Genomic DNA, 15,489 nt, shown 5'->3' on the forward strand with positions numbered 1-15,489 from the left:
CCTTCCGGCCGCGCGGCGGCGCCGGCGACTGGCACGACCTCCTCGCCGCGGTGGCGCGCGCGCTCGCCGCGGGGGCGGCGCGCCCGCACCGCCGCGATCCCCTGCTCGGCGAGGCCCTCGCGTGGCTCCTCGGCTCGCTCCTCCTCGAGCCGCGCTGGCTCCACGACCGGGCCGACGTGGATCGCCGCCAGGCGACGGACGTCGTGCGCGCGCTCGCCCTGCGGCGGCTCCTCTCGCTGCGCGCCGACGCGGCGGCGCTGCGCGTCGCCACCGAGGTCGAGCGGGGCCTCTCGGGCGCGGCCTGGCGGCAGGCGCACCGCGAGGCGCTCACCGCCGCCACGGGCGCCGAGTGGGACCTCGCCCGCGCGTCGCGCGACGCCGACGCGGCCCGGCTCGGTGCGGCGCTCGCGGGCGCGGCCGCGGGCGAGGCGCTCCGGCGCGGGCTCGTCGAGCGGTTCGACGAGGACTGGTGGCGGAACCCGCGGACCGCCGCGCACCTCGCCGGGCTCCTCGCGGCCGGGCGGCTCCCGGAGACGGAGGAGCCGCCGGCGCCCGTGCTGGCGGCGCGGCGGCTCGTGGAGAAGCTCGAGGGCCGGTGAGGGGGGTGCCCGGGCCCGCGCCGGGCTAGGCCTTCCTGCGGAGCGCGCGGACGATCTTCTCCTTCGTGCGCGACGGCACCGGGGTGGGCGCCGGCCTCGCGCGCCGCGCCTCGTGTGCGGCCCTGTGCTCCTTCCACCGCAGGTGCGCCTCGATCTCGTAGGCGAGCAGCTCGATCTCGAGGTCGGTGAGGCCCGCGCCCGCCTTCTCGAGCGGGGCGGCCCGGGGCGGCGCCGCGCCGAGGCGCATCCGGAGGACCTTCTCCTCCTCGGGCGCGAGCTCCTTCGCGGGGGAGCGCCGGAGCGCGGCCTGCGCCGTGCCCTCGGTGACCACCGCGACGCCGGGCTTCTTCTTCTTGTCCATGGAGGTCATGGTAGGCGCGCACTGCCCCCTGTCCATTTTTCGCGAGGCCCCTCGGCCGCAGGGCAGACGTGGGATCAAGCCCACGATATCGCACACGATTCTTCCCCCGGACCCAGCGTGATTCCGAGGCGTTGGGGGTCCCGTTCGCGCCGTTGCGCGGCGCCCTCACGCCCGGCATCTTGTCCCCCCAACGGAGGAAGGGCATGGCCGACTGGCGCGACAACATCCTCGAGGACGAAGCGGCGATCCGCGCGCTCCTGCGGTCCACACGGCGGGTGGCTGTCCTCGGCATCAAGACCGAGGCGCAGGCGAGCCAGGCGGCCTTCTACGTGCCGAAGTACCTCGCCGACGTGGGCGTCGAGATCGTGCCGGTGCCGGTGTACTACCCGGAGGTCCGGGAGATCCTCGGCCGGCGCGTGTACCGGAAGGTCGCGGACGTACCGGGGGAGCTCGACCTCGTGGACGTGTTCCGCCGGCCGAAGGACGTCCCGCCGCACGTCGACGACCTGCTCGAGAAGCGTCCGCGCGCCGTCTGGCTCCAGCTCGGCATCCGGAACGACGCCGCCGCCGAGCGGCTCGCCCGGGCGGGGATACAGGTCGTCCAGGACCGCTGTCTCATGGTCGACTGGAGGCGGCTCGTCGCCGGGTGAGGCGAGAGCGCGCCGGCGGGCGGGATCCGCGCGCCTACTGCTCGTCGTCGGCCGGCTCGGACCCGCCCGCCTCGGCCTCGGTCTTCTTCTTGAGCCCCGCGGCCTCGAGCGCCCCCGCCACCCCGGGCGGCTTGCGGACGTCGGGCAGGGGCGACTTCGGCGGCTGGATCGCGGCGGCCTTCTCCCCGAGCGACGTCACCTGCGCGAGGAGCTCCACGGTGGCGCGCACGCCGGGGGCGTCCTTCACGGTGAACGCGCCGGCGAGCCGGACGCGCAGCGGGGCGCCCGTCTGCGCGTCGAGGAGGAGCTCGCCGTCGGCGGACTCCGGCACGCGGCCGTCGAGGAACTTGAACCGGACGGCGGTGTCGGGATCGGCCTTCCCGGCAGGCAGGGCGCGTGCCTTCGTCCCCGGCGCGGCGCCGGGCGCGAGCGCGAGCCGGTAGCGGCGCGCGGCGCGGCCGAGCACGGTCGCCTCCCCGGCGGGCTCGATGGCGAGGGCGCCGCCGTAGAGCGCCGCGAGCGCGCGGGCGACGTGGAAGCTGTCCTCGCGGAACCGCCGCGCGTCGCGGCCGTGATCGGTCGGGCGCTCACGGAACGGCGCGAACCGGGCCCGTGCGTAGGTCATCCCGCCCGCCCAGACGATCTGCTTGCCGGTGTCGGAGCCGGGTCCGAGCCCGGGATCGACGTCCGCCTCGACCTGGAACTCGCCGGTCGCGGCCTGGAGGATGCGGTGGCGCTCCAGGGCGTGGACCCTGGGCGGCGGCGGAGGAGGGGGCACGAACGGCGCCGGCTGGCCTTCCGCGGCGGGCGGCGGGGGCGGCGTGGGCTCGGCGGAGCCCTCGCTCGCGACCGTCCAGTCGACGGCGGCCGACCACTCGAACGAGCCGAGGGCCCGCGCGACGTCGTCCGCGGAGAGGGCGAGCGCCTCGGCCGGCTTCGAGAAGTCGAACGCGGCGTGCGCGGCGCGCTCGGCCTCGGCCTCTGCCTTGAGCCGCTCCTTCCCCTCGGAGCCGGAGCGGGAGCAGGCCGCGACGGCGGCGGCGAGGGTGAGGGCGAGCGTGCGGGTCATGCGGGCCGCGACTCTAGACCGGAAGGGACCGGAGGCGCCACGGCGCCTCCCTACGACACCCGGAGCAGGCGCGAGGGCACGAGCCGCCCCGGCGCGAGGGCGGTGCGCTGCGCGTCGCCGCCGGTCGCGGACGCGCTCGCCTCGACGTCCGCGAAGGCCACCCGGCCCTCGGCCCAGAGCAGGCGATCGCACAGGTGGAGGAGCTCAGCGAGCCCGTCGCGCGTCACCGCCGAGACCGGCACGCCCTCCTCGCGGTGCGCGAGCGCGGCGCCCTCGCCCGGCGGCAGCCGGTCGGTCTTGTTGAACACGAGCAGCCGCTGCTTCTCCTCGAGGCCGAGCGAGGCGAGGATCTTCTCGACCGCCGCGATCTGCTCCGGGTGCCGCGGGTCGGAGGCGTCCACGACGTGCAGCAGGAGGTCCGCGTCGGTGAGCTCCTCGAGCGTGGCGCGGAACGCGTTCACGAGATCGGGCGGCAGGTCGCGGATGAAGCCGACGGTGTCGGTGATGATGACCTCGCGGTCCCGCGGGAACCTGAGCCGGCGGCTCGTCGGGTCGAGCGTCGCGAAGAGCTTGTCCTCGGCGAGCACCGCCGAGTCGGTGAGCGCGTTGAGCAGCGTGGACTTGCCGGCGTTCGTGTAGCCCACGATGGAGAGCACCGGCAGGCCGCGGTCGTTCCGCTGCTTGCGGCGGAGCTGGCGGTTCGAGCCGAGCGCCTCGATGCGCCGCTCGAGCGCGGTGATCCGGTCGCGCACGCGGCGGCGGTCGATCTCGAGCTTCGTCTCGCCCGGGCCGCGCCCGCCGATGCCGCCGGCGAGCCGCGAGAGCGAGTCGTCGCGGCCGACCAGGCGCGGGTAGAGGTACTTGAGCTGGGCGAGCTCGACCTGGAGCTTGCCGTCGGCGCTCTGCGCGCGCTGCGCGAAGATGTCGAGGATGAGCTGGGTGCGGTCGAGGATCTTGAGGCTCGTCGCCTCGGCGATGTGGCGCGCCTGCGACGGGGACAGCTCCGCGTCGAACACGATCACCGTGGCCATGAGCTGCATCGAGCGCAGCACCACGTCCTCGAGCTTGCCCTTGCCGATGAGGTAGCGCGGGTCGGGATCGCGGCGGAGCTGGACGGTCGCGTCGATCACCTCGACCCCCGCGGTCCGCGCGAGCTCCTTCAGCTCCTCGAGCGACGACTCCGCGTCGGCGCGGGTGCGGCCCTTGCCGCCGAAGCCGACCAGGATCGCCCGCTCGCGCCCGCCCGTGCGGCGCACCGCGCGCGCCCGGGCGAACTCCTCCTCGAGCGCGAGCGCCCCGCCGAGCGCGTCGTAGGAGAGCTCGTGGACGCTCGCCGCCTCCTCGTCCTTCCACATCGCGCCCTGCGCGTTCTCCGGCACGAGGTGCGCGTAGTGCACCTTGCCCGGGAACCCGTCCTCGCGGACCTCGATCGCCGCGACGAGGTCGAGGCGCAGGAGCGCGAGGTCGGTGTGGTCGTCGCGCGTGAGCGGCTCGCCGTTGAGGTGCGTGTGCACGAGCCGCAGGCCGCGCAGGCGGCTCTCGCCGGCGCGGCCGCGCCCCACGTCGGGCAGCTCGAGCTTGCGGGCGTCGCCCACGATGACCGACTGGACGTCCCCCTTTCGGTCGAGGAGCACCCCGATCTGCCGGTTCGTCTCGTGCGACACCTCGGTGAGGTGGCGGGCGAGCTCCGGGGTCACGATCGAGCCGTCGTCGACGCGGCGGCGATAGGTGCGGCGGAGGGCGTGGAGCTGCGAGGGCTTGAGGCCGAGGGTGTTCCCTAGAACGTCTTGCATTTGCCGGCGTGCAGCATAGCCACGGGCGCGGCGCCGATCGAGCGGATCTGCCCGGTCGCGCCCTCAACCCCGAGCGGTCGCGAGCGGGGAGCCGCGAGGGCGAGGCCTCGCTTCGAGCGGCGCGACGCGCGGGCGGCCCCCCGTCAGGCCGCCTCGGTCTCCGCGCCCAGGTCCACTCCCGCGGTGTCGATGCGGAGGTAGCGCAGGAGCCGCAGGTGGTGCTGCCGGAGGCCGCGCACCACCACGTGGCGGGGGCGGGCGGCGAGCGCCTGGGCGAGGAAGGCCACCCCGAAGTCGTGGAACTCGCGCACGTGGGTGAGATCGAGGTGCACCGCCTCGTCCACGGCTCCCTCGGCGAGCGCGCGCGTGACGCGCTGGGCCGCGGGCACGTCGAAGACGCCCTCGAGCTGCAGGAGGCGCACGGGTCCCGCCGTCGGTCTGTTCGCGCTCATCTCTCTTTCCCCCCGCGGCACACGCCGCGAAGACGGGACGAGGTGGAAGATCCGTGCCGAGGGACGGCCTCGGGGCGGCGTACACGCTTCGTTCACGCAGATCCGCGTTCCGACTGACGATGCGCGCGGCGCATCACGGGGGGGATGCCTCGTTCGACCCTGTGTACGGGTCGCCCCAGGGTCGGGCTGCCGGAGCCGCGCGCAAGCGGGTGCCGCGCCGGCGGGCAACACCCACCTTCACGGACATGGCCCCTCCGGAGGCGGTGCTCTTCGACGTGGACGGGACGCTCGTGGACTCGGTCGACCTGCACGCGCAGGCGTGGCGGGAGGCGCTCCGGAGGTTCGGCAAGGACGTGCCGCTCGAGGAGGTGCGAAGGCAGATCGGCAAGGGCGGCGACCAGCTCATCCCGGTGTTCCTGTCGGAGGACGAGCGCGCGCGGGACGGCGAGGCGCTCGAGCGCTTCCGGGGCGAGCTGTGGAGGAGGGAGTACATGTCGCGCGTGAGGCCGCTCCCGGGCGCGGCGGAGCTCGTGCGGCGGGCGCACGACGCGGGGCTGCGCGTCGCGCTCGCCTCGAGCGGCAAGGAGGACGAGGTGGAGCACAACCGCCGGCTGCTCGGGATCGGCGCGCTGCTCGAGGGCGCGACGACCGCCGACGACGCGGAGCGGTCGAAGCCGCACCCGGACATCTTCGAGGCGGCGCTCGCGCGCGTGCACGCGCCGCCGGAGCGCGCGCTGGCGGTGGGGGACTCGCCCTGGGACGCGCTCGCCGCGCGCCGCGCCGGCCTCCGCACGATCGGGCTCCTCTCCGGCGGCTTCGACGAGCGGGAGCTCCGCAGCGCGGGCTGCATCGCCATCTACGCCGGGCCCGAGGAGCTGCTCGCGCGCTTCGACGCGTCGCCGCTCGCGCGCGGGTGAGCCGCGCCGCGGCCCCGCCGAGGCACGCATGCCCGCGAGGTGCGGCGGCGCGCGAAGCAGCGCGTCATCGCGAGCGCCCGCCCCCGCGGCGGCGCCGCCTCGACTCCGCCGGCGGACTCTGCTTCACTCGCCGGCCAGCATGGCGACCTTCGTCTCCCCCGAAGCCGAGGCGCCGACCGGCGCGCGCGCGGTCGTGAACGCCGCCGTGATCGTCGCGGCGCTCGGATACTTCGTCGACATCTACGACCTCATCCTCGTCTCGATCGTCCGCAAGCCGAGCCTCACCGCGCTGGGCGTCGCCCCCGAGCTGCTCCTCACCGAGGGGTTCTCGATCCTCAACTGGCAGATGGTGGGGATGCTCATCGGCGGGATCCTGTTCGGCGTGGTCGGCGACAAGCTCGGGCGGCTGCAGATCCTCTTCGGCTCGATCACGCTCTACTCGCTCGCGACGCTCGCGAACGGCTTCGTGCAGGACCTCGCCACCTACAAGCTCCTGCGCTTCGCGGCCGGGCTCGGGCTCGCCGGCGAGCTCGGCGCGGGCGTCACGCTCGTCTCCGAGATCCTGCCCGCCCGCCTGCGCGGCTACGGGACGATGATCGTCGCCTCGGTGGGGGTCTCGGGCGCGGTGGCGGGGAACCTCGTCGCGAAGTGGCTCGACTGGCGCTGGGCGTACCTCGTCGGCGGCGGGCTCGGCCTCGTGCTCCTCGTCCTGCGCATCAAGGTCCGCGAGTCGGGGATGTTCCGCCGCGCGGCGAAGGCGAAGGGCGTCTCGCGCGGCAACTTCCTCTCCCTCTTCACCGACGGGGAGCGGCTCACGCGCTACCTGGCGTCGATCCTCATCGCCGTGCCCATCTGGTTCGCGAACGCGATCCTGGTCCTCGGCGCGCCCGAGTTCGCCCAGGCGCTCGGCGTCACCGGGCCGGTGTCGGCGGGCGACGCGGTGGCGTTCTTCTACGGCGGCCTCGTCGCCGGAGACCTCGCGAGCGGGACGCTCTCCCAGGTGCTCCGGAGCCGGCGCAAGGTGGTGCTCCTCTTCCTCTCCCTCCTCGCGGGCGCGATCGCCGCCTACTTCCTCGCCGGCCGGGGCGCCTCCCCGGCGCGGTTCCTCGTGCTCTGCGGCCTGCTCGGGGTGACGAGCGGCTACTGGGCCATCTTCGTCACCGTCGCCGCCGAGCAGTTCGGCACGAACATCCGCGCCACCGTGGCGACGACCGTGCCGAACTTCGTCCGCGGCCTCGTGGTGGTGGTGACCTCGTCGTTCGTGTTCCTGCGCCCCTCCCTCGGCCTCCTCGGCGGGGCGCTCGCCGTGGGCGCGGTCTGGTTCACGCTGGCCCTCGTCTCCGCGCTCCGGCTGCGGGAGACGTTCGGGGTCGATCTCGACTACCTCGAGCGTGATTAGAGAGAGCCCATGTCGCTCTACGTGGTGGACGTCGAGGCGGACGGCCCGATCCCGGGGAAGTACTCGATGGTGTCGCTCGGCGCGGTGCTCGTCGAGCCGGGGCTCGGCCGGACGTTCTACGGGCGCACGCGCCCGATCTCCGATGCGTTCCTCCCCGAGGCGCTCGCCGTGTCGGCGACGACGCGCGAGGAGCACCTGCGCTACGACGAGCCGGGCGAGGTGATGGCGGCGTTCGAGCGCTGGATCCAGGAGACGACGCGCGGGAAGCCGGTCTTCTTCTCGGACAACCTCGCCTTCGACTGGCAGTTCGTGAACTGGTACTTCCACACCTACCTCTCCCGGAACCCCTTCGGCTGGAGCGGCCGGCGCATCGGCGACCTCTACTGCGGGATGGTGAAGGACGCGTACGCGCAGTGGAAGCACCTGCGCAAGACCGGGCACGACCACCACCCCGTGAACGACGCCAGGGGGAACGCCGAGGCGATCCTCGCCATGATCGAGATGGGGTTGAAGCTCCAGGCGCGGTGAAGCGCGCCGCCGCCGCGGCTAGAGCGCGGTCGCCGCGCGCGTCGCCGACAGCGTGCTCCAGGACGAGATCGTCGTCGTGGGCGGTATCGGCGTCGGGGTCGTGGACGCGGGCGCGAGCCGCGCGTCCACGGTGGACGGCTGGGCGCGCACGCTCCAGACGTACGCCGCGCCGGCCGGCACGTACAGGCCGAGCGCGGCGAGGTCCGGCACGGTGAAGGACTGCTCCGCCGTGGTGACGCGCACGTCGGCGGCGCCCGGCGTGCTGGACACGAGCGCGAGGACGTGGACGCCGGGCTCGCTCGACCACGCGAACCGCGTCCCTACCCCGAGGGTCGCGCCCTCCGCCGGCTCGAGGAGCACCGGCAGCGGATGCAGCGCGAGCTCGACCGGGCTCGCCGGCGACGTCCCCCCGGACCACGACGCCGTGGTGGTGCCGCCTCCCGCGGGGCTCGCGATGACGTACAGCATCGTCCGGAGGTCCGGGGCGGTCGGCATGAGGAACGTGCTCGCGCCCGGCGCGGCGCTGCCCGCGGCGTGCAGCCAGTAGATGGCCGGGGTCCCGAGCGCGAACCCCATCATGGCCTGGGGCGACACGCCGTCCGGCGCGGTCACGTTCACGGCGAGGGGGGCGGTCGGCAGCGGCGCGAGCGCGAGGGCGGAGACGTCGGTCGACGCGCCGATGCGCAGCGTGACGGAGTCCTGGCGCGCGAGCCAGAACGCGTCGGGCGCGCTCGACGTGCACGCGCCGGGGCACGCCCAGTACACGGCGGCGAGCGTGCCCGTCGCGACGTCGGTTCCGCCCAGGGTGGCGGAGTACGTGCCGGCCGTGCCGGGTGGCCGTGCCGTGCCCATCCAGCCCACGGTGCCCGCGGAGAACGTGAGCTGCCCGCTGCCCTCGTGGCCGGCGGGCGGGCACCCCGCGCCGCCGCAGTCGCCCGTGATCGTCGTCGTGAAGCCGGCGCCGAGGGGGGTCGTGCCCCCCGGGACGCCGAGCCGCACCTCGGGGCTGGCCCGCGTGACGCCCACGTAGAGCTCCACCTGTTCGCCCTTGATGACCGCGAGGTCGTAGGGCGAGCCGTCCACCAGGAGGGAGAAGGTGCCCTCCAGGTCCGTCGTCGTCGAGCGCCAGCCGCCCCCCGTCCGCGTCGCGACCCGGGCGCCCGCGACCGGCAGCCGGTCCGAGCCCAGCACCTTGCCGGTCACGCCGAACGGGCTGCTCGTCCCGCCATCGCCGCCGCTGCAGGCGGAGAGGAGCGCGGCGGCGAGGATGAGGACGGTGCGGCGCATGGTGCCTCCTCGATGAAGGAGAGGCACGACGCCTATCACGCGCCGTGCACGGCATCCACCCGGCGTCATCATGCGCGTCGGGGCATGTGGGGAACGGGCGGAGCCTCGGCGCGAGGTCCCGGCGTGTCGACGCGCGCCCGCGCGTGTCAGGGTGCGGCGCCCGGGGCGCGATCGCCTGGGGAGGAGCCGCCCTCGACGCCGCTCGCGCTTTCGTGTTTCCTCCGCGCCGTGACGCTCTTCCTCACCGGCGCGACGCTGGGGCTCTCCGCCGCCGCCCAGCCCGGGCCGTACCAGGCCTACCTCCTCGCGCAGTCGCTCCGGAACGGCGCCCTCCGCACGCTCCCGGTCGCGCTCGTGCCGTTCCTCTCGGATCCGGCGGTCATCGCGGTCGTCCTCCTCGTCCTCTCCCAGCTCCCCTCGGGGCTCCTGCGCGGCCTGCAGATCGTGGGCGGCGCCGTCGTCCTGTGGCTCGCGGTCGCGACGCTCCGGGCCGCGCGCGCCGGCGTCGTCGCGGAGGGGCGGGCGCCGCCGCGCGGGATCGTGCGCGCGACCCTCGTGAACCTCACGAACCCGAACGCCTGGATCTTCTGGAGCCTCGTGGGCGGCCCGCTGCTCGCCGAGGCGTGGCAGGCCGCTCCGGCGCGCGCCCTCGCCTTCCTCGCCGGCTTCTACCTCTTCCTCACCGGCGGGAACCTCGCCATCGTCGGCCTCGCGGGCGCGGCGAGCCGGCTCGGACCCCGCTTCACGCGGGCGCTCGGGGTCCTCTCCGGCGCCGTCCTGCTCGCCTTCGGCGCGTGGCAGATCGGCCGCGGGCTCGCGGGCAGCTGACGCGAACCGCGCCGGCGGATCCGCAGCGGCCTCGTGCGCCCATTCCCCCTTCGCGGGCGAGAAGGCGAGCGGCGCGCGCGCGCCGTGACCCGGCCGGTGCCGGGCGCGGGCCGGATGGGTTAGGCTCTCGCCCCCATGCGCAGCGCCCTCTCCCGCACGAAGCGGCTCGTGGTGAAGGTCGGCACCGGCACGCTCACCGATCCGAGCGGCCGGTTCGATCGAGAGAACTGCGCCCGGCTGGGCGCGGAGCTCGCGGCGCTCGCGCGCGATCACCGGGTGGTGCTCGTCTCGTCCGGCGCGGTGGCGCTCGGCGCGGAGCGGCTCGGGCTCGTCCGCACGAAGGGCAAGCCCTGGGACATCCCGACGAAGCAGGCCTGCGCCGCGGTGGGCCAGCCCCACCTCATGGCCGCCTGGGGCGACGCCCTCGGCGCGCACGGCCTCACCGTCGCGCAGGTGCTCCTCACCGCCGACGACCTCGCCTCGCGCAAGCGCTTCCTCAACGCGCGGCGCACCTTCGAGAAGCTCCTCGAGGCCGGCGTCGTTCCCGTCGTGAACGAGAACGACACCGTCGCCGTGGACGAGATCAAGGTGGGCGACAACGACACGCTCGCGGGGCTCGTCGCGGGGTGCGTGGAGGCCGGGCTCGTCGCGATGCTGACGGACGTGGAGGGGCTCTACGACCGGAACCCCGCCGAGCGGGGCGCGACGCTCCTCCACGACGTTCCCCGCGTGACGGCCGAGATCGAGCGGTTCGCGGGCGGCGCCGGCAGCGAGCGCAGCGTCGGCGGGATGGCCACCAAGGTGAAGGCGGCGCGCCGGCTCGGCGCCCAGGGAGTCGTCACTGCCCTCCTCTCCGGGCGCCGGGAGGGGGCGCTCGCGGCGCTCCTCGCGGGCGAGCCGGTGGGGACGGTGTTCGCGCGGGGCGCGGCCCGGCTCACCTCGCGGAAGGGCTGGCTCGCCGCCGCCGCCAAGGGCAAGGGCGTCATCGTGGTGGACCCGGGCGCGCGCCGGGCGCTCACCGAGCAGGGCCGCTCCCTCCTCCCGTCGGGGGTCCGGTCCGTCGAGGGCCAGTTCGGGGTAGGCGACCCGGTGGACATCGCCGTGGACCCGGCGAGGCCGTTCGCGCGCGGGCTCGCCGGCTACGCCGCGGAGGAGATCCGCAAGATCGCTGGGCTGAAGACGAGCGAGATCGAGCGGGCGCTCGGGTATAAGTACCTCGACGAGATCGTCCACCGGGACGATCTCGTCGTGCTCGAACCCCGGGAATGACGGCCATGAGACGACCCGCGAGCGAGGGGCTCGCTGCCGAGATGCGGCGGCTCGCGGAGGCGTCCCGCGACGCCGCGCGCGTGCTCGGCTGCGCGGAGACGCGCGCGAAGGACGCCGCGCTGCGCGCCGCCGCCGACGCCATCGGCCGGCGGCGGGCGGAGATCCTCGCCGCGAACGCCGAGGACCTCGCCGCCGCGCGCGCCGCGGGGCAGTCCGCCGCCTACCTCGACCGGCTCGCGCTCGACGACAGGCGGCTCGAGGAGATCGCCGGCGCGCTGCGCGAGGTCGCGGCCCTGCCCGACCCGGTGGGCGAGGTGACCGCGAGCTGGCGGCGCCCGAACGGCCTCTCGGTGAAGAAGGTCCGCATCCCGCTGGGCGTCGTGCTGATGGTGTACGAGGCGCGGCCGAACGTGACGGTGGACGCGGCGGCGCTCTGCGTGAAGAGCGGCAACGCCGCCATCCTGCGGCCCGGCTCGGACGCGCTCCGCTCGTCGCTCGCACTCCAGGCCGCCTTCGCGGAGGGGCTCGCCGCGGCGGGCCTGCCGGCGGCGAGCGCCCAGGTCGTGCCCACCGCCGACCGCGAGGCGACCTTCGAGCTGCTGAAGCTCGACGATCTCATCGACCTCGCCATCCCGCGCGGCGGCCCGTCGCTCATCCGCGCCGTCGCGGAGCGGTCGCGCGTGCCGGTGGTGAAGCACTACCAGGGCGTCTGCCACCTCTACCTCGACGAGAGCGCACCGCTCGAGCAGGCGAAGGACCTCGCGCTGAACGGCAAGGTGCAGCGCCCCGCCGTGTGCAACGCGACCGAGTGCCTCCTCGTGCACCGGGAGGCGGCCGGGCGGCTCCTCCCCGGGGTGGGGCGCGCCCTCGCCGACGCCGGCGTCGAGCTCCGCTGCTGCCCGACCTCGCTCACCATCCTCGCCCGCGCGGGCGTCCCCGCGGTGGCCGCCGCGCCCGACGACTTCGGCAAGGAGTTCTCGGACAAGATCCTGGCGGTGCGCGTGGTCCACGATCTCGACGGCGCGCTCGATCACATCGCCCGCTACGGCTCGCTCCACACCGAGGCGATCCTCACGCGGGACCTCGCGAGCGCGCGCCGCTTCGAGCGCGAGGTGACGGCGAGCGCGGTCATGGTGAACGCCTCGACCCGGTTCAACGACGGCGGCGAGCTCGGCCTGGGAGCCGAGATCGGAATCTCAACGACGAAGCTCCACGCGTTCGGCCCCATGGGCCTCTCCGAGCTGACCACCCAGAAGTACGTGGTGGAAGGCGACGGACACGTGCGGAGCTAGGGGAAAGAATGGCGATCAAGAAGAAGGCGATTGCGAAGAAGGCGACGAGGAAGACGACCGCGAAGTCCGGAAAGGCGCCCGCGCGCGGCGGGAGGCAGTCCGCGCGGGGCGGGAAGATCCCGGCGAAGCGGCGGCGCGTCCCCGCGCCGGCGTCGCAAGCGCAGAAGCGGACCCCGCGCGCGCCGAAGCGGGCCGCCGCCGCCGGGCTCCCTTCCGCCGCCGCCGAGGCCGCCGCGCCGATGCCCGACGTCGCCCGCCCGACCGCGCTCGCGATCGCCCAGGCCGGCCTCGACAAGAAGGCCGAGGACGTGACGGTGCTCGACGTCCGCGGCCTCACGAGCTACGCGGACTACTTCGTCGTCATGACGGCCGACTCGGACCGGCAGGCCTCCGCCATCGCCGACCACGTCGAGCAGACCATGAAGCAGCAGGGCGTCTCCAAGGTCGGCGTCGAGGGCTACGAGACCGGCCGCTGGATCCTCGTCGACTACGGCGACGTGGTCGCGCACGTGATGAGCCGCGACTCGCGCGGCTTCTACGACATCGAGGGGCTCTGGGCGGACGCGCCGCGCTTCACCGTGGAGGCGTGAGGCCTCCGCCGCTCCACGGATCTCACGAGCGAAGCGAGCTCGGCGGGGCGACGCCGCCCCGCGGGGCAGGGCGGCCGTGGATCAGAAGCGCGGGTGGCAGTAGTTGCAGGCCCAGTAGAACTCGTACGCGTCGCCCCAGCGCAGCGGCTTGACGCTGCCCGCGTCGGCGTACGCCTGCCGCTCGAGGTGGCAGCCCACGTTGGAGCAGGTGCGGGTGGCCGGGTCGTAGCTCGCGTGATCGAGCGAGACGGCGAGCACGCTCGTCCCGTCGGACGCCTTGCGCACCTCTGTGCCCGGCGGGAGCGCCGCGGCGTCGACCCGCACGTTGAAGGGCCACACGTAGTACGGCGCGATCGGTCCCGGCGGCGTGAGCAGCGGGAGCCCGGTGCCGGGGTAGTACGAGGGCAGCGTCGGGCGGGGATCGAACACCACGTCGGCCCGGCCGTTCACGTGGCGGAGGGGGAGCACCTTGCCCGAGCCCATGCGCGCGCGCGCGCCGTCGTGGCAGGTCACGCACTGCGACGACTGCCAGTCCAGGGATTCCTTGCGCGTCGGGTCGGCCTCGGGCACGTCGAGCGCGTAGCTGCCCCGGGTGTCGAGGTAGTAGAAGCCGCCCCCCTTCACGTTGGCGGGGTCCACCGTGTCGAAGTGGCAGGTCTGGCAGGTGATGGGCGCGGCCGCGCTCTCGCCCGCCCAGCCGAGGCCCCCGCCGTGCTTCGAGCCCGACGGGTGCCACGCGCCGGGCAGGCCCGCGTAGTGGCCCCACTCCCAGCCGTCGCCGGCGAGCTGCAGGTGCGAGTTGGGCGCGGCGCTTGCCGAGCCGGCGGAGCGATAGCGGGGCGGGTTCCCGTGGCAGCCGTCGCAGCCGAGCGCGCCGGGCGCCGCGGTCCAGGCGGGCGTCGTGCGGTAGTCGAGCGGCGCGTCGGGCGCGGCGAGGCCGCTCGAGTGGCAGTAGACGCCGCTGCACGTCCCCGTCGCAGGATCCCAGGCCGCCTGCGGCGCGTTGCGGCGCTTGATGGCGTCGCCCGCGACCGGCTGTGGCGGCGGGGTGAGCACGACGTCCGGCAGCCCGTCGTTCCCGAGGTCGGCCTCGTGCGCCGCCGGATCGAGCGGGTGGCAGTGGCCGCACCCGAAGGCGTAGCGCGTGCCGCCCGTCGCCACGTCCTCGAGGATGCGCAGGTCGCCGTAGACGAGCGCGTCTGCGCCGACCATCATCGCGTGCGCGAGGTGGGCGCCCGTCGCCGGAGGGGCGCCGTGGCAGGAGTCGCAGGCGCCAGTCGAGACGGGCGGCGGCTCGCCGGGGGGCGGCGGCGCCCGGGTCGGCCCGATGGGCGCACGGGAGTCGCACGCGCTCCCGAGGAGCAGCGCGAGCGCGAGCGCGCGCAGCGCGTCCTTCAACGAGATGCGCGCCATCGATCCTCCCAGAGACTTCCCCCGCCGGGATCCTCGGGGAATCGCGCCGCTCGCGCCAGTTTTCGCCGTCAGGCGTCCGCGGCCGCCGGCGCGTCGCGCGTGGCGAGCGCCGCCGCGGCGAGCACCATGGCGCCGCCGAGCGCGAGGTTCCAGCCGACGGCCTCGCGGAGCAGGACCGCGCCCAGGGTGACCGCCACGGTGGTGTCGAGGAGCGGGAGCGCGCCGATGGCGGCGATGGGCACGCGCGGCACGAGCCAGTAGAGCCCGATGTAGGTGAGGGCCGTCCCGAACACCGCGAGGTAGGCGAGCGCGCCCAGCGCGGCAGGCGTGTACTCCGCGGGCCGGCCGTGCTCGAGCGCCAGCGCCGCGGCGAGGAGCACGACGGCGCCCACGAGCGTCTGGCCCGCCGTCATGGCGAGCGGCGAGACGGCGAGGAGGTGGCGCCGCACGAGGACGTTCGCGAGCGCGACGACGATGGAGGCGCAGAGGATGAGCGCGCCCCCGAGCGCGAGCCGGCCCGAGCTCTGGAGCGAGCCGAGGTGAGGCGCCTGGAGGACGGCGATGCCCGCGACGCCGAGGGCGGCGGAGGCGAGCTTCGTCGGCGTGAGCCGCTCGCCGGGGAGGAAGACCCGCGCGAGGAGCGCGATCCAGACCGGGAAGCTCGCGAAGAGCAGCGCGGCGAGGCCCGAGGGGACCCACTGCTGCGCGACGAACATGAGCCCGTAGGGGAGGGCGATCTGGAAGATCCCCACGAGCGCGATGCGGGGCCCCGCCTCGCCGACGAGCACGCGCCAGGCCCCGCCGCGCAGCGCGAACGGCGCGAGGAGCGCCGCCGCGAGCGCCATCCGCACGCCCGCGAAGCGCAGCGGCGGCAGGTGCTCGAGCCCGACGCGGATGACCGACCAGGTCGAGCCCCACAGGAACGCGATGGCGACGTAGACGAGGACGATGCGGGCGCGCACGGGGGCGCATCCTATAGCGCCGCCGCCTCGAGGTGCTCTCGCGCCGGAGCCCGGCTCGCGCGAGCGGGCCGTCACGGCGC

At 75.1% G+C, this 15,489-nt stretch carries 15 protein-coding genes and 1 pseudogene; 9 read left to right on the forward strand and 7 right to left on the reverse strand.

Annotated elements, in window-relative coordinates; translation table 11 throughout:
- A pseudogene (locus MNY60_RS17105) lies at positions 1-599 on the forward strand (hypothetical protein); the annotation flags it as partial.
- Between the two features lie 25 nt (positions 600-624).
- Here the strand turns inward: MNY60_RS17105 and MNY60_RS17110 are convergent.
- Entirely contained in the window at positions 625-960 is a 336-nt protein-coding gene (locus MNY60_RS17110) for a hypothetical protein (protein WP_242339686.1), read from the reverse strand.
- Positions 961-1,163: 203 nt separating this feature from the next.
- Between MNY60_RS17110 and MNY60_RS17115 the strand changes: the two genes are divergently transcribed.
- Positions 1,164-1,610 (forward strand): CoA-binding protein, encoded by a 447-nt coding sequence (locus MNY60_RS17115; protein ID WP_242361217.1) that lies wholly within the window; start codon positions 1,164-1,166, stop codon positions 1,608-1,610.
- A gap of 34 nt (positions 1,611-1,644) precedes the next feature.
- On the opposite strand, the gene MNY60_RS17120 is transcribed toward MNY60_RS17115, so the two are convergent.
- The 3 genes from MNY60_RS17120 to MNY60_RS17130 all read right to left on the reverse strand — a co-directional run bounded on the left by MNY60_RS17120 (position 1,645) and on the right by MNY60_RS17130 (position 4,924).
- Positions 1,645-2,679 carry a hypothetical protein gene (locus tag MNY60_RS17120; RefSeq protein WP_242361219.1) on the reverse strand — a complete coding sequence of 345 codons (1,035 nt, stop codon included), beginning with the start codon at positions 2,677-2,679 and terminating at the stop codon, positions 1,645-1,647.
- A 50-nt stretch (positions 2,680-2,729) separates the two neighbouring features.
- A complete protein-coding gene (hflX, locus tag MNY60_RS17125; RefSeq protein WP_242361221.1) occupies positions 2,730-4,472 on the reverse strand; it encodes a GTPase HflX in 1,743 nt (580 codons plus the stop codon).
- Between the two features lie 143 nt (positions 4,473-4,615).
- Complete coding sequence (locus tag MNY60_RS17130) at positions 4,616-4,924, reverse strand: STAS domain-containing protein (protein ID WP_242339678.1); 309 nt, start codon at positions 4,922-4,924, stop codon at positions 4,616-4,618.
- Positions 4,925-5,169: 245 nt separating this feature from the next.
- Between MNY60_RS17130 and MNY60_RS17135 the strand changes: the two genes are divergently transcribed.
- The 3 genes from MNY60_RS17135 to MNY60_RS17145 all read left to right on the forward strand — a co-directional run bounded on the left by MNY60_RS17135 (position 5,170) and on the right by MNY60_RS17145 (position 7,768).
- Positions 5,170-5,841 (forward strand): HAD family hydrolase, encoded by a 672-nt coding sequence (locus MNY60_RS17135; protein ID WP_242361223.1) that lies wholly within the window; start codon positions 5,170-5,172, stop codon positions 5,839-5,841.
- Positions 5,842-5,980: 139 nt separating this feature from the next.
- Positions 5,981-7,240: an MFS transporter gene (locus MNY60_RS17140; protein ID WP_242339674.1), complete on the forward strand. Its 1,260-nt coding sequence runs from the start codon at positions 5,981-5,983 to the stop codon at positions 7,238-7,240.
- A 9-nt stretch (positions 7,241-7,249) separates the two neighbouring features.
- Complete coding sequence (locus MNY60_RS17145; RefSeq protein ID WP_242339671.1) at positions 7,250-7,768, forward strand: 3'-5' exoribonuclease domain-containing protein; 519 nt, start codon at positions 7,250-7,252, stop codon at positions 7,766-7,768.
- 18 nt (positions 7,769-7,786) lie between these two features.
- Here the strand turns inward: MNY60_RS17145 and MNY60_RS17150 are convergent, their stop codons facing one another.
- Positions 7,787-9,055: a hypothetical protein gene (locus MNY60_RS17150; protein WP_242339670.1), complete on the reverse strand. Its 1,269-nt coding sequence runs from the start codon at positions 9,053-9,055 to the stop codon at positions 7,787-7,789.
- Between the two features lie 228 nt (positions 9,056-9,283).
- On the opposite strand from MNY60_RS17150, the gene MNY60_RS17155 reads away from it, so the two are divergent.
- The 4 genes from MNY60_RS17155 to rsfS all read left to right on the forward strand — a co-directional run bounded on the left by MNY60_RS17155 (position 9,284) and on the right by rsfS (position 13,034).
- Complete coding sequence (locus MNY60_RS17155) at positions 9,284-9,883, forward strand: LysE family transporter (RefSeq protein WP_242361225.1); 600 nt, start codon at positions 9,284-9,286, stop codon at positions 9,881-9,883.
- Positions 9,884-10,018: 135 nt separating this feature from the next.
- A complete protein-coding gene (gene proB / locus MNY60_RS17160; RefSeq protein ID WP_242339666.1) occupies positions 10,019-11,152 on the forward strand; it encodes a glutamate 5-kinase in 1,134 nt (377 codons plus the stop codon).
- A 5-nt stretch (positions 11,153-11,157) separates the two neighbouring features.
- A complete protein-coding gene (locus MNY60_RS17165) occupies positions 11,158-12,444 on the forward strand; it encodes a glutamate-5-semialdehyde dehydrogenase (RefSeq protein ID WP_242339664.1) in 1,287 nt (428 codons plus the stop codon).
- 8 nt (positions 12,445-12,452) lie between these two features.
- Positions 12,453-13,034, forward strand: coding sequence for a ribosome silencing factor (gene rsfS, locus MNY60_RS17170; RefSeq protein WP_242355745.1), 582 nt, complete (start codon positions 12,453-12,455; stop codon positions 13,032-13,034).
- A gap of 81 nt (positions 13,035-13,115) precedes the next feature.
- Here the strand turns inward: rsfS and MNY60_RS17175 are convergent, their stop codons facing one another.
- A complete protein-coding gene (locus tag MNY60_RS17175) occupies positions 13,116-14,447 on the reverse strand; it encodes a CxxxxCH/CxxCH domain-containing protein (RefSeq protein ID WP_242361227.1) in 1,332 nt (443 codons plus the stop codon).
- A gap of 68 nt (positions 14,448-14,515) precedes the next feature.
- Entirely contained in the window at positions 14,516-15,409 is an 894-nt protein-coding gene (locus MNY60_RS17180) for a DMT family transporter (protein ID WP_242339658.1), read from the reverse strand.
- Positions 15,410-15,489 lie beyond the last annotated feature (80 nt).

Origin of the sequence: Anaeromyxobacter sp. SG17 (assembly GCF_022690695.1) — a bacterium.
GTDB lineage: Bacteria > Myxococcota > Myxococcia > Myxococcales > Anaeromyxobacteraceae > Anaeromyxobacter > Anaeromyxobacter soli.

What these genes read in the sequence shown, in the direction of transcription:
- MNY60_RS17110 (WP_242339686.1), bottom strand. Translation starts at nt 960, where the DNA reads ATGGACAAGAAGAAGAAGCCCGGCGTCGCGGTGGTCACCGAGGGCACG.
- MNY60_RS17115 (WP_242361217.1), top strand. Translation starts at nt 1,164, where the DNA reads ATGGCCGACTGGCGCGACAACATCCTCGAGGACGAAGCGGCGATCCGC.
- MNY60_RS17120 (WP_242361219.1), bottom strand. Translation starts at nt 2,679, where the DNA reads ATGACCCGCACGCTCGCCCTCACCCTCGCCGCCGCCGTCGCGGCCTGC.
- hflX (WP_242361221.1), bottom strand. Translation starts at nt 4,472, where the DNA reads ATGCAAGACGTTCTAGGGAACACCCTCGGCCTCAAGCCCTCGCAGCTC.
- MNY60_RS17130 (WP_242339678.1), bottom strand. Translation starts at nt 4,924, where the DNA reads ATGAGCGCGAACAGACCGACGGCGGGACCCGTGCGCCTCCTGCAGCTC.
- MNY60_RS17135 (WP_242361223.1), top strand. Translation starts at nt 5,170, where the DNA reads ATGGCCCCTCCGGAGGCGGTGCTCTTCGACGTGGACGGGACGCTCGTG.
- MNY60_RS17140 (WP_242339674.1), top strand. Translation starts at nt 5,981, where the DNA reads ATGGCGACCTTCGTCTCCCCCGAAGCCGAGGCGCCGACCGGCGCGCGC.
- MNY60_RS17145 (WP_242339671.1), top strand. Translation starts at nt 7,250, where the DNA reads ATGTCGCTCTACGTGGTGGACGTCGAGGCGGACGGCCCGATCCCGGGG.
- MNY60_RS17150 (WP_242339670.1), bottom strand. Translation starts at nt 9,055, where the DNA reads ATGCGCCGCACCGTCCTCATCCTCGCCGCCGCGCTCCTCTCCGCCTGC.
- proB (WP_242339666.1), top strand. Translation starts at nt 10,019, where the DNA reads ATGCGCAGCGCCCTCTCCCGCACGAAGCGGCTCGTGGTGAAGGTCGGC.
- MNY60_RS17165 (WP_242339664.1), top strand. Translation starts at nt 11,158, where the DNA reads ATGAGACGACCCGCGAGCGAGGGGCTCGCTGCCGAGATGCGGCGGCTC.
- rsfS (WP_242355745.1), top strand. Translation starts at nt 12,453, where the DNA reads ATGGCGATCAAGAAGAAGGCGATTGCGAAGAAGGCGACGAGGAAGACG.
- MNY60_RS17175 (WP_242361227.1), bottom strand. Translation starts at nt 14,447, where the DNA reads ATGGCGCGCATCTCGTTGAAGGACGCGCTGCGCGCGCTCGCGCTCGCG.